Genomic DNA, 12,215 nt, shown 5'->3' on the forward strand with positions numbered 1-12,215 from the left:
AAGCGCATGACTCTCATTGTGATTGCGGCGTCGCATGGTCTCAAGCTAACTCGTCAATGTCTTTGCCCGTCAATCCTGCCTATGGCAGATCAGACGTCATAGGCCCCTGCTCGTTGCAGCTCCTCCGTCGAGCCCGCATCCAGTCGCTTAAGAGCCGCCAGCGCATGCCGCGCGAAGCGATGGGCACCGCTGCGGGAGCGAAGCCTTTCGACGTCACTTCGATCACCATAAACTCCGACTGTGTTAAAAGCGAACGACATACTACTCTCATTGTCGGGGACCTGATGGTAGAACTGAGCATTAGTTCCGTCGTCGATGAAGCGTCTTGAAACTGTGAGGCAGTCCAGGGGATATGCCCCAGCTAAATCCAATGGGGGATACGCCTCGACCCTGTCCGCTTGATAGGACCTCTCGAATAACGCCGTCTGGACCTCGCTGAGGCAGCCGACGACCAGCTGAGCGGGCATCTGGTGGAGACGTTGCCAAGCAAGCCGCGCATCCATAGCGTCGGCTTCGTGCTTCGCCTCGACTGCATAGATCAGCGATCGAAGTTCAACGAGGCAGCGCTCTTCGGGCGTCGTTGAATCTATCGGCTCGAGTTCGGCGTGGTGCCGACCGACAAACAGTGTCGCGACAGCGAAGGCGCCCCATTCCTCCTGTACAAACGGGTTTGTCCGGCTGGGTAAGCCCGTGAGCGGCCGCAGTAAGGACGCATCCTCAGGATCGGCGAACGACGCTACCTCCTTGACAAGCCAGCTCAAACTTGTCGAACTTTTGACGTCCGATGCTCGGAGCGCTCGACGATACAGGCGCCGCCGCACCTCCTCATCCAGGTCGTAAATCTCCTCTGCGTAGATAGAGTCGAACGGATGGTCGAACATCCTCATGCACAGCGATAAAGCGAGGTCATTGTCGGCCGCAGCGTCATCATCAACAAGCACAGATGCCAGCTCTGCCTTGACCTGCGCGCGCGAATCTTCTGCGTCGCCGTCAAGCGCCCCAAGCATTTTCAAAGCGTCGATGACGCTCGAATTAATGCCCCAATTTCCTGGCTTAACTTCGAGCGCGTTGATTGCCTCGACGAGGCGATCTATCAATTCCTGCGGCGCTCGACGTGCGTAGCCAATCGAATTCAGCATGACGAGCTGGACGTGGTACGGCTCCCACCGAAACCGCTCGCGAAACAGATAAATCAGATCCTTGGCAAAGCGGCTATCGTCGCCGTCGAAGAACACCCGCCGGCCTTCCAGGAGGAAATGAAGCTGGCCTGAGGTGATCTGCTCTAAATTGAATGGGTAGGCCTTGTACTCTTCAGACAGAGGCTCAAACCCACGCTGTGTCGACCTGGCGACCTCTGTAAATCCGATAGATTTACCGAAGCCGTAGTAGGTAAGTGCAAAACTCTGGCTCCGGATCGGATATTGTTCCTGGCGGGCGAAATCCGCCCACCGCAGCCGTTCACTCGCCAACCGGGCGTCCATTTCGGCGCAGAGGTTTAGAAACAGCTCAATGCCAGGTCCCAAAGCAGCGCGACAGCCGACTGCCCGAAGGCGCGCCTCTTCAGCAAAGGTCCACTTGTGCCGGGAGCCCTCTTCCCACCCTATCCGAACAGCATCCCCGTCCTTCGATAGCGCGAGGCGGGCGCTGCGGATTTCGGCAATGCAAGCGTCTGTCGTCTCTTTCAGCAACTCCAACGCCGCCGACGATGCGATCGTGCCAAACCGCCCTCCGGCCGCCCCTGCCAGCAGTGACGAACTCATCACCTCGGATAGAAGTGCCCGACATACGGAAGCGTCCTCGATCGCCGCAATGATATCGCCGGAAATCGGCTCAAGGAGTGGCGTTGACAGCCGCTGCCCAAAGCTTGCGGCATCTGTCGCCGCCGCCTGTGCGAGATCAAACGCAGCGCACGCGTTCAGGATCATCTCATGGGCGAACGAAACGCGACCCGCACGTCGCAACAGCAGACCCGCCGTAAAAAGCATGTCGCACTCGGCGAAGCTTAGACCTTGAGCACGCATGAACTCGTCAAAACTCGTTTCGGCCATCGAGAATGCGACCTGCTCGTGTAGCGTGCTCGCAAGCCGTCTCAGTCCAAACGATCCAGAGCGCGCGTGCTCGCCTAGGCGCTTACGAACGTATTGGTCGACCAAAAGCAAGCGCGTAGCGTTGGCCTTCAGATCGCCGCCAATCTGTCCAACGAGCCCAGCCTCGATACCCGACGCCACGGCCCGAAGCACCTCCTGCGCGGTTGGCGTCAATTCCCCTCCGACCGACTGCGCGATCCGTCGCTTCAATTCCACGCTAGGGCGCGCAATCGTCACGCTGCGCAGCCCGCCGAATTCTTCAGGCTTCGCATCTTGGCCGGTGATGATGAGCCGTGCACCCATCCGTCGCACCAGAGCTCGGGCGCCGCGCAGCGCTTCCAGCGCCGCTGCCCCGAATTCGTTGATCCCGTCGATAATTAGGAAAACCGACCGATCGGAACGGGCGACTACACGGTAAATGTCGGCGGAAACGCCATCTGTGAGCAATCCAACCTCCCGACGAAGGCTGTCAGCCCACGAACCAGTAAAGTTTTTTGCTGCGAGGAAGAAAACCGGGTGGCCGTCCGCGGCCAACTTGGCTGCCAGCCATTTCGCCATTAGCGACTTGCCGCATCCGGATGGGCCGCGGATAAAGCAGCCAGCGTCAGCGGCGACTGCGTTCATCAATTCATCGCGCTGCTCTTCCGTCTCCGGCAGCCATCGCGCCCCGTCGCGCCCGTACTCTGACGCGACTGCGTCGGTGTAGCGCTTCAGAAGGTCAAACGCCTCACGTACCTCCACGCCAGCTATGGCCTGATCCATCGTCACAGAGGTCAACTTGAGCTTCCGCGCAAATGCCTCCCAATCGGTTATTGCCCACGGTGATGTCGCCACCGTTTTGAACCGACCGGGAAACAGGTCGATTGTAGTGACCTGCGCCTTGAAATTGCCGGGCGTGACCTCGGATCCTTCGGGAATCGGGCTGGTGAACACAACGAATCCGTCCGGATGGAAGTTGCCCACCGGTTTCGCCGCCTGCATAGCGTCGCGAACTCGGTTCTTCGCGCCAACCGCCTGCTTATAGGCGTTGGTATAGTCCTTCCATTCGCCAGACGCGGACAACCGCGTCCAGGTTCCGTTGATATCGCCGCGGATAGGAAGCTGACTGGTCTTGACCTCTATGACTGAAACGGAGTTGGCGGTCGCGACTATGCAATCAATTTGGCGTCCGTCGATTTCGACATTGGCGAGAACAATCGACGGGATCTTTTGCTCTTCGAGCCGAGACACTATGAACGCCAAGAACTTACGTTCCGACTCGTGATCGATCGCTCCGCCAATATAAATCTTAGTTTTGGTTGATTCCTCGCGCATAAGCCCATGATAGCAGAGCAGAAAGCATATCGCACCGCGGCTGTTCCGGAAGTCGCCGTCCTCTCTCGCTCGCGCTGCAGCGTTGGTCACCTTGACAGCGATCCTTGATTGAATCGTCGCGTGCGGCTATATTACTGGAAATCTCTAGGAGACGGCCGTGGGCAACTCGCAGAAACGTGCAATTCAGAACTATCGATCTCGCCTTAGCGAGCGCGGTTTGGCGCGCTTTGATGTGCTCGGTCGCGATGCTGACCGCGACCTCATCCGATCTCTGGCGCGCCGGCTCGCAGAAGATGGGCCTGAGGCCTCGCGATTACGCGCAGCAGTCAGCCAGACCATTGCTGGCGAACCGCCCAAGAAAGGCGGCATCCTGGCCGCGCTCCGCCGCTCCCCGCTTGTGGGGGCCGATCTCGACCTTGCTCGTCCCCGCGTGGAAGGGCGTAAAGTCGAAATCTGATGCGCTACCTGCTCGACACCAACATCATCAGCAACATCACGAAGCCTGATCCCTCTGAGTCCCTTCTCGCGTGGATGAGCGACCAAAACGACGAGGATCTGTTCATTGCCTCGCTGACGGTTGCCGAAATCCGCCGGGGCGTCCTCGAGAAGCCAGCCGGCAAACGGCGCGATCAGCTCGAAGTCTGGTTCTCAGGGCCGGACGGACCGCAGGCGCTGTTCGCCGGCCGTGTGCTCCCCTTCGACGAGAACGCCGGCCTGGTCTGGGCGCGGCTCATGGCGGACGGGAAAGCGCAGGGCCGACCTCGCAGTGCGCTGGACACGATCATTGCCGCCGTCGCCGAGGCCCACGGATGCACCGTAGTCACCGACAATGAAAAGGATTTTGAGGGCGTCGAAATCGTCAACCCATTGCGGCGCAAGACATGACGGGAGCATCAACGGGAATGCTTCATCAATGCACGACCCGTTGGACCGACCCAACCGCTAGCACTCGGCAGGCTGGGCTAAGCTATCGCATTCTCTCAGTGGGCGAAGCCAATGCATACTTGTGAGCCGCCCACCGAAGTCCTTGAAGAATGGCTGGCGTCGAACGGAACGGTTAGGGGAACGTATGGCCATCTGCTGCTCGAACAGCAGACCCCGACAGACGAGGACCTCATCGCAGCCTTGCGGCCGTATTTTGAGTCCGCGCATCTCGACGCTCGCGAACATTTTCACCGCCAAATTGCCATCGATCTCCATCCTGACGCAGACGCCCCCGGCGCGCACGCCTGCTATCCTGGCTGCCTCCCGTCCACCGCACGGCGCGGCCTCTTCGGAGAGGTCATGGCCGGGATGATGACAGAAGCTTTCCAAACCAAATTCGTTGGTGGCCACGAATGGTGTGTCCCAATCTTTCTCTTTCGCGAGCACGCTGATGTTGAGGCCTATCTGTGGGACCTTGCACGCGATCCTGCCCGAACCCGCCAGATTTTCGGCCGCTTCGGCTCCGATTTCATAGGACTGTCGCTCAACGAAGCGGGAGAGGCTGTCCGCTTCATCGCCGGAGAAGCGAAATGGCGTCAGCGTCTAACCAAATCTGCGGTCGACTCGTTGATGCTCGGTCCTTGGGAAGAAGACGAAGAGACCGGCGAGCGCGCACGATCCGGTCGCGGTGTCTGGTTCGAAGTCAATCGAGATACGCCAGTCCCGCATGGATTGCGGCAGCTTCAGCGCCTTTTGGAGCTTCGCGATCCCGACGGCCACCAAGCTGCAATTTTGTCGATCGATCAGGCCATCATTCTGGAAAATGCCCCGCCGCTTCCGCGCACCAACCTCATCCTCATCGCCGGGAACGGAGCGCGGGACCGCAAGGAGCTCAATGTCTTGATCGGATGGGAAGAAGCGCCAGAAGAATATACGGCTCCGCATGACCTACAGGTCGTCGAACTCATCCTAACCGACGGCGAACAGCTGATTGATGGCCTCTATTCCAGCCTCTGGCAGGACGATGAATAATGCCAGAGCTGGACGCCGAGCGCCTCGAAGTTGCCGACACCCTGCGCCGCAGGCTCGCCATCGAAAACGAGCTTTCACGTCCACAAGCTCGCGCCTATGTCCGATGCCTTCAAACCACGTGGCAGGTCCCCACCATTCAATGGGCTGAGCGAGAATCCACCCGGCAGCTTGCCGACGCCCGTCGCCTACTCCACGCGGCACACATTTTTCGAGAGATCGAGGGAGCCGGTTCGGCACGCGCGATCGATTGCTTTAGGAGGACCGGCGAGATCCTTGAATGGTTGTCCCGCGCAGCCGACACGCTTCGCGCCGTCATCCCGATCGAGTTACTCGCGGGCGCCGCCTATCAGCTCGGAGGGCTGCCAGCTATGGCATCGGGCCTTCTCAGGCAGGTCGTCACCGAGCACGAAGGCGTCGCGCTATACGCTGCTTTTTTGAAAGCCGACTTTGACGGTGTCATTCGCCTCTCGGCGGCCTTCTGGAATGCGCATCCCGATTTGACGGCATCGGACGCATCGCTTCGACTGGCCGCGCCAGGTGTCGAAGACGACGAACTGGACGAGGACGACGATCGGGTTGTTTGGTTATTCACGGTCGAGCTTGTCCGCAGCCTTGGGCTGATCGCCGACAGCCTCCGGCGCGGCGACGATGCGCGGTTGGAGACCGCCATGGCGAAGCTCTATGCGCTGGACGAGATGGCCTTGAGGACATTCAGCGATGACGCGTCGTTGGCCCTCTCGCTCATGCGACAGGTCGCAGACGGTTACAAAGCCGCGAGCATCTATCGCCCCTTAATCGCCCTTGCCGCCTTGAATCCGAACCGGAGGGGAAAGCTCGTGGCCTACGCCCGAGACCAGTTCAGTCGCGGTCGCGGCATCCTTTGGACCTCGCAGCTTCAGGGGCTCGATCGGCTGCTCCGCGACTCTTCTTTCGCCCTCTGCACGCCTACGGGCTCCGGCAAGACGCTCGTGGCGAACATGGCGCTCGTGAAAGAACTACTGCTTCGCGATCATGACGGCCTTGCGCCGCTGGCCATCTATCTCGTCCCGTCACGGGCGCTCGCTGGCGAGGTCGAAGCCAAACTTCGGTCGGAGCTCGGCGGCGAGATGACGATCACGGCGCTTTATGGCGGCGCCGACTGGGGGATCACGGACTATTGGCTCACGGGCGACGAGCCGACGGTCCTTATCGCCACCGTTGAAAAGGCCGACGCACTGATGCGCTATCTCGGCCCAATATTGACGGCGCGTCTGCGCCTGCTCATTCTCGACGAGGCGCACCAAGTTGTGCCCGACGTCGGCGAGAACACGCGTATCAGCTTCTCGGATCACAGCAACCGTTCGATCCGACTGGAGAATTTCGTCTCTCGCGTCTTAACGCAGCGCCCGGACGTGGTGCGCATTGCCCTTACGGCGGTCGCCGGCGGTGCCGCGCTCCCAGTTGCCCGATGGATCGAAGGCCGTCGCGACGCCGAGGCCGTCGGCGTACGCTATCGCAGCACGCGTCAGGTGATAGGTGTGCTTGAAACCGCGCCCAACGCGACAGGCCGCATCCTCCTGGACATTATGAATGGCCGGACCCTCTACATTCGAGGCGAGGAACAGCCGGTGTACTTGCCACTGCGGATGCAACCAATGCCGCAGCTTCCGGCTGCAATGCGTAACAGCCTCAATCGTTTCAACTGTCTAAGCGTTCTTTGGACAGCGCTGCACCTCGTCGAGGAAGATCAGCGCATACTGATTTCGGTCACGCAAGAGCCCGAGCAAACGATGCGCTGGTTCAGGGAAGCTCTTGAACTCGACAGCTGGGCTGCCGTCCCGCGCTTCATCGCGCCCGATGGCGCCGATCGCGCACGATTCGATGAGGCGCGCGCGGCATGTATCGACTATTGCGGCGAAGGCTCGTTCGAACTCTTCCTCCTCGATCAAGGAATCGCGACCAGCCACGGCCAAATGCCGCAGCGCCTGCGGCGGCTGATGACGGAAATGATCGAACGTCGAATTTGTCCGATCACGGTTGCGACCGCGACACTGACCGAGGGCGTCAATCTCCCGTTCGACCTCATATTTCTCACGTCGCTTAAGCGCCGGTCGTGGGATCAGCTAACCCAGACACAGGTAATCGCCCCCCTTTCCACAGCCGAATTCCGTAATCTCGCAGGTCGCGCCGGCAGGCCGGGCGCCGCGAAGGGCATCGAGGGCATGACCCTCATCGCCTTACCGACACAGGTATCCTCCACTGCGGCGGCCACAATACCGGTCCAACGCGGCCAGCTTCGGGAGCTGCAGAGAGATTACGACCGCCTGCGCGTGTCGCTTCTGCGCGAAGAAATGGACGCGGATGAGGTCGAAAGCCCGCTGGCGTTGCTCCTCGATGCGATCCGAGAACGAGCAGTCGGGCTGCTTGGCGTTGATCCCGATGAATTTCTCGACTGGCTGGAGCAAGTTCTGCCCACAGATATCAGCAGTGCAGCCGGAGAAGGTGCGACTGACGCACGCTCGAGGCTCGCCGATACGCTTGACGAGTTGGACGGAGTGCTCCTGACCGCTCTCGAGGAGATCGCTCGGGCGGAAGACATGGCCATGACAGGCGCCAGAGCGGAAGAGCATCTCGTCAACCTGTGGCGGACAACCTTTACCTCGGCGGCCGCAATCCAGGAGGCCTGGCTCGAACGAGCATTTGTGCAGCGTGGGCGTGCGATCGTGGAAACTATCTATCCGGATGCCGATGAACGCCGCCGCCTTTATCAATATGGCTTCTCTCCGCTCGTCGGCCGTCGATTTGAGGAGATCGCGCCGCACGTTCGGGAGCTTATTGCCGCGGCGACGAATTATGGCGACGACGACGCCGAGGCGCGAATTGATGTGTTTGAAGGGATCGCCGAGCTGCTGGCCGCTGATCGCGGGTTCGGCTTTCGCGTGCGGCAAACTGATGCTGACCAAGCGCTCCTCCGCACCTGGGCAAACGTTTTAGGCTGGTGGATGCACGAACCAGAATCTATGGCGCCCGCAGCCGACGATCTGCGTGCATGGCAGCGTTTTGTCGCCGACAATCTCGAATTTCGGCTCGGCGTCGCCATCGGCGCTGTGGTGGCGCAAGCGTGGTCCACGGGAGCTGGAGGCGCATTTGCCGTCCCCTCCCTTGCTGAATGGAAGGCTACGACAGGCCTGCCTTGGTTTGGCTTCTGGGCTCGAGAACTTCTAAGGTGGGGAACCCATGATCCGTTCGTCGCCTTCGCGCTGTCGCAGAATCTGGCGCAGACGCGCGAGGCGGCGGCAGGGCGCCGAGAGGAGTTCGATGCCTGGTTGAACCAGGAATTCGACGACATCGAGCCAGAGGACTGGATTGATCCCCAGCTCTTCCTTCAGTGGCAGGGCAACCTACCGCGCAGAGAGTGGATAGAGCCAGCGGAAGGGCCCGAAGCTGTCCAACTGACAGGCACCAACGGCCGTCGACGACGATACAGCGTCATCCCGGTGGAGAACGGCGGGCTCGTTCGATGGCTCGATCCCGCCGGCTTCGAACTCGCGCGTTCCAACGACATTCTCGGAGAGTTCGCAACCCGAAGGATCAGTAACGACTACGAACTTCGCATTAGCCGGAGGGAAACTGCGGTCCATCGCACGTTCTCAGCCGCCCCACGGCCATAGGGAGCAATTGGAGGCGCAGAATTGAAGGCACGAGGAAAAACATTTTGGCCGGGGTGAGCAAGTCGCACTACAAGCGTGCGCACGGGCGTAGTTTCCTCTTTGTTCCGCCCATCAGCAGATGGTAATGCCGTTGCCCAGGACGATGCGTTTGGAAAATCGCGAGTGACTATTGAGCACCACAGCCGGATGCGCCAAGCCGACCGCCTGCGTGCTACGCCGGATGGATACCTGAGAAGCTACGAAGGCACGTATGATATCGAGCTTCGCGGGGCCATTCGAGGTCGTGGGCGACATCGCCGCGGATATCACGCCGGAGGAGCGTGCTGAGAGCGTGAAAATGTGCCGCAATCTGCTCTATCATGCCATGAAGCAGCTTAAACATCGCAGGACCCTTCGGACGCTGCACATAGGCGGATCGCTTCATTCAGGAATGCGATGGGACAAGGAACGTAAGTTCAAACCGAACGACTATTACGACTTCCACCACGCGACCGCGGCGCTAAGCTATTGCGACTATTTCCTCACAGATGGTCCACTCCATGTTCTGATCACACGCCCCCAACTCGACCTCGAGCGCGTGAATGACTGTAAGGTTCTGTCCGATCCTGCAGAGGCGGCCGAAGCGATGCGGTTCGCGACGCGCCCTACCAAGGCAGTTCTCTCTTAATTCGAGGTATCCCTCCGCCGTACCACGCAGGCACGGGCTGACCGGCTTCAACGCGATCGCTTCAGGCGGCCTTGGCGGATGCGGCCGGCGACTGCGGCTTCCAGTTCCACGGCATCAGTTCGTCCAGTCGGTGCGCGGGGTGGCCGGCGATGCGGGTGAGGACGTCGGCCAGCCAGGCCTGCGGATCGACGCCATTCATCTTGCAGGTGATGATCAGGCTGTACATCGCCGCGGCGCGCTCGCCCCCGCGATCCGACCCGCAGAACAACCACGATTTTCTTCCAAGGGCGATGCCGCGCAGGCCTCGCTCAGCAGCGTTGTTCGAGAGGCAAACGCGCCCGTCCTCAAGAAACAGCGTGAAGGCCGGCCAACGCTTGAGAATGTAATTGATCGCCTTGGCGAGATCGTGCCCGCGCGAGAACTTGCCGAACTGCTCGCGCAGATAGACTTGGAGATCCTCGATCAGCGGCCGGCTCTGCTTTTGCCGAACCGCCAGGCGCTCCGCGGCGCTCGTGCCGTTGATCGCGCGCTCGATCTCGAACAGCGCGTCGATGCGGCGCACGACCTCGATCGCGACGGGCGACAGCGGAATCTCCTTTTTGCCGGAGGCCTTGCGCCGCGCGTTCTCCTCGATGTCGGCCATGATGAAGAACGGTCGCCGCGCATGCGCCCAACACGCCGCCTCCTTGATCGGACCGGGCTTTCGGTCAGCCTGATAAAGCTTGCCGTAGCCTTCAAAGGCGTCCGCCTGGAAGATTCCGGAATATCCAGCCAGATGCGCCTGCGGATTCTCGCCCCGGCGATTGCGCGAATAATAGAACATCGCCGCCGGCGGCCCGGCGCCGCCGAAGGGCTTGTCGTCGCGCACGTAGATCCAGCATCGCCCGGTGTCGGTCTTGCCCTCGGCTAGAACTGGCACGGTCGTATCGTCGCCATGCAGCCGCTCGGCCGCCATCACATGGGCCTCCATCAGACGAAGGATCGGATTCAGCGCCGCGCAGACCAATCCCACGGAGTCCGCCATGGTCGACAGCGGGATCGGCACGCCTTCCAGGGCGTAGCGTTCGGCTTGGCGGTTCAACGGCTGGTGCTGGCCGAACTTCTCGAACACGATCATCGCCAGCAGACTCGGCCCCGCCCATCCTCTTGGGATGACGTGGAACGGCGCGGGCGCCTGACTGACCTTCTCGCAATTGCGGCAGGTGAACTTTTCGCGCACCGTCTCGACCACCTTCCACTGACGCGGCTGCGACTCCAGCGTCCGCGTCACGTCCTCGCCGAGCTTGCGCAGCCGGTGGCCGCCGCAGCATTCGCACGCCGTCGGCGGCGCGATCACCACCCGTTCGCGGGGAAGATGCTCGGGGAACGTGTTGCGCTCGGGGCGTTGGCGCGTAAATCCGCGCACAGTCGTTGTCTGGGCGACGGCCTGTTCTGCCGCGAGTTCGTCTTGTGTGGCGCTGGCCTCCGCCTCTTCGAACGCCAGCGACAACTGATCGATTAGGCGCTCCGAGCGCTCGGAACGTTGTCCATAAATTTGGCGTTCCAGCTTGGCGATCCGCAGCTTCTGCTGCGCGATCAGCGCCGTGTCTTCCGAGGCTTTGGCCCGCGCCACCGCCAACTCCGCTTTCAGCGCGGCGTTTTCTTCTGCGAGGGCGAGGCGGGCGGCGTCCATGACCCAGAGTGAATCACAAATCGAGCGATTCGAGGCGCCCCAAAATGCGTTCAACCCAAGATTTTTTCGCCCTTACCCGGCGCTGGTCGGTCGCCAGGTCAATTGCGGATTTCGCCAGTCGACCCCCTCAAGCATACAGGCCATCTGAGAAGCCGATATCGAAACGACGCCGTCTTTCGCTGAAGGCCAGATGAACTTTCCTCGGTCCAATCTCTTGGCGTAGAGAGAAAGCCCGACGCCGTCATGCCAAAGAATCTTCGCCAGATCGCCGCGACGACCCCTGAAGATGTACAGGTCGCCGGCGTGGGGATCTCGCATCAACTGCTCCTGGACCTGAAGGGCCAAACCCTGCATGCCCCGGCGCATGTCCGTGTGACCCATCGCAATCCAGACGCGGCATCCCGAGGGTATCGGGATCATGGCTGCAACGCCTTCAAGGCCGCCGCGATCACCGACGACGGCGCGCCAGCGTGGATCCGCACGCGCGCCTCCCTCAGCTCCACCTCGATCACGGCGGAACCCAAGTTCGTTGATGGCGATGAGCAAGGCGCCGCTGGCGCCGGCTTGATGACAACGGGCGCAAATCCGGAAGCATCCGCCTCAACAGCTTCGCGCATCTCCCGGCGCCATTTGAAGACGAGGCTGGTGCAAACATCCTCGCGGCGCGCCACTTCCGCGATCACCGCCCCGGGTTCAAAACTGGCGGCGAGAATCCGCGCCCGGTCTTCGTCACTCCAGCGCCGGCGGCGCTCGGCGCCAGAAATCAATGTCATTCGTCCCATGCTGCGCAGCTATCCTCGCTCATAAAGCCGATTTAGCTGCGTAGAATCGCTCTGAGGCCCTAATTCCTGCAAGGCGCGTCACGCCGG

At 61.0% G+C, this 12,215-nt stretch carries 9 protein-coding genes; 5 read left to right on the plus strand and 4 right to left on the minus strand.

Translation table 11 applies throughout. From position 1 onward, the window contains the following. Positions 1-89: 89 nt before the first annotated feature. Complete coding sequence (locus K2U94_RS19280; protein WP_243068925.1) at positions 90-3,491, minus strand: NERD domain-containing protein; 3,402 nt, start codon at positions 3,489-3,491, stop codon at positions 90-92. A gap of 67 nt (positions 3,492-3,558) precedes the next feature. Between K2U94_RS19280 and K2U94_RS19285 the strand changes: the two genes are divergently transcribed. The 5 genes from K2U94_RS19285 (at position 3,559) to K2U94_RS19305 (ending at position 9,674) form a co-directional block, all read left to right on the plus strand. Then, positions 3,559-3,858, plus strand: a complete 300-nt coding sequence (locus K2U94_RS19285; protein WP_243068926.1) for a hypothetical protein — start codon at positions 3,559-3,561, stop codon at positions 3,856-3,858. Continuing rightward, positions 3,858-4,286: a type II toxin-antitoxin system VapC family toxin gene (locus tag K2U94_RS19290; protein WP_243068927.1), complete on the plus strand. Its 429-nt coding sequence runs from the start codon at positions 3,858-3,860 to the stop codon at positions 4,284-4,286. The genes K2U94_RS19285 and K2U94_RS19290 overlap by 1 nt, the downstream gene beginning before the upstream one ends. Before the next feature lie 111 nt (positions 4,287-4,397). Further along, complete coding sequence (locus K2U94_RS19295; RefSeq protein ID WP_243068928.1) at positions 4,398-5,357, plus strand: aminotransferase; 960 nt, start codon at positions 4,398-4,400, stop codon at positions 5,355-5,357. Beyond that, positions 5,357-9,007, plus strand: coding sequence for a DEAD/DEAH box helicase (locus K2U94_RS19300; RefSeq protein ID WP_243068929.1), 3,651 nt, complete (start codon positions 5,357-5,359; stop codon positions 9,005-9,007). Before K2U94_RS19295 ends, K2U94_RS19300 begins: the two co-directional genes overlap by 1 nt. 250 nt (positions 9,008-9,257) lie before the next feature. After that, a complete protein-coding gene (locus K2U94_RS19305; RefSeq protein WP_243068930.1) occupies positions 9,258-9,674 on the plus strand; it encodes a hypothetical protein in 417 nt (138 codons plus the stop codon). Between the two features lie 61 nt (positions 9,675-9,735). Here the strand turns inward: K2U94_RS19305 and tnpC are convergent, their stop codons facing one another. From tnpC to tnpA, 3 genes are all read right to left on the minus strand, one after another. After that, complete coding sequence (gene tnpC / locus K2U94_RS19310; RefSeq protein WP_243068931.1) at positions 9,736-11,346, minus strand: IS66 family transposase; 1,611 nt, start codon at positions 11,344-11,346, stop codon at positions 9,736-9,738. 72 nt (positions 11,347-11,418) lie between these two features. Beyond that, on the minus strand, positions 11,419-11,766 hold the full coding sequence (tnpB, locus tag K2U94_RS19315) for an IS66 family insertion sequence element accessory protein TnpB (RefSeq protein ID WP_243080209.1): 348 nt from the start codon (positions 11,764-11,766) through the stop codon (positions 11,419-11,421). After that, complete coding sequence (gene tnpA / locus K2U94_RS19320; RefSeq protein ID WP_243068933.1) at positions 11,763-12,113, minus strand: IS66-like element accessory protein TnpA; 351 nt, start codon at positions 12,111-12,113, stop codon at positions 11,763-11,765. Before tnpA ends, tnpB begins: the two co-directional genes overlap by 4 nt. Between the last annotated feature and the right edge of the window lie 102 nt (positions 12,114-12,215).

Source organism: Candidatus Rhodoblastus alkanivorans (genome assembly GCF_022760755.1).
Classification (GTDB): domain Bacteria; phylum Pseudomonadota; class Alphaproteobacteria; order Rhizobiales; family Beijerinckiaceae; genus Rhodoblastus; species Rhodoblastus alkanivorans.

What these genes read in the sequence shown, in the direction of transcription:
- tnpB (WP_243080209.1), bottom strand. Translation starts at nt 11,766, where the DNA reads ATGATCCCGATACCCTCGGGATGCCGCGTCTGGATTGCGATGGGTCAC.
- K2U94_RS19290 (WP_243068927.1), top strand. Translation starts at nt 3,858, where the DNA reads ATGCGCTACCTGCTCGACACCAACATCATCAGCAACATCACGAAGCCT.
- K2U94_RS19295 (WP_243068928.1), top strand. Translation starts at nt 4,398, where the DNA reads ATGCATACTTGTGAGCCGCCCACCGAAGTCCTTGAAGAATGGCTGGCG.
- tnpC (WP_243068931.1), bottom strand. Translation starts at nt 11,346, where the DNA reads ATGGACGCCGCCCGCCTCGCCCTCGCAGAAGAAAACGCCGCGCTGAAA.
- K2U94_RS19305 (WP_243068930.1), top strand. Translation starts at nt 9,258, where the DNA reads ATGATATCGAGCTTCGCGGGGCCATTCGAGGTCGTGGGCGACATCGCC.
- K2U94_RS19300 (WP_243068929.1), top strand. Translation starts at nt 5,357, where the DNA reads ATGCCAGAGCTGGACGCCGAGCGCCTCGAAGTTGCCGACACCCTGCGC.